General features: G+C 75.9%; 1 pseudogene. It reads left to right on the forward strand.

The features are described 5' to 3' along the window. Nucleotides 1-282, forward strand: a pseudogene (locus AC0IW9_RS30615) (gamma-glutamyltransferase); the annotation flags it as partial.

Genomic DNA, 282 nt, shown 5'->3' on the forward strand with positions numbered 1-282 from the left:
CGGCGGGCCTTCGTCGCCGATTTCGGCATGGAGCCGGAGGCGGCGGCGCATCACCCGCGCATCGATGTCTCCGGCCCCGAGGGCGTCACCGCCGACCGGCGGCTGGCAGCCGAGGTCCTGGCGGCCCGGCCCGGCGTGCCGGAGGTGGTGGAGCATTCGGTCATGCCGCTGACCTTCGCCGGCCCCACCCTGATCCTGCGCCGCCCGGACGGCGGCGTGGTGGGCATCCGCGATGCGATGAGCCCCTGGAGCGGCGCCGTCCGGGCGGCGCAGGATCAGGTT

The sequence above is a fragment of the Belnapia sp. AC561 genome (assembly GCF_979252845.1).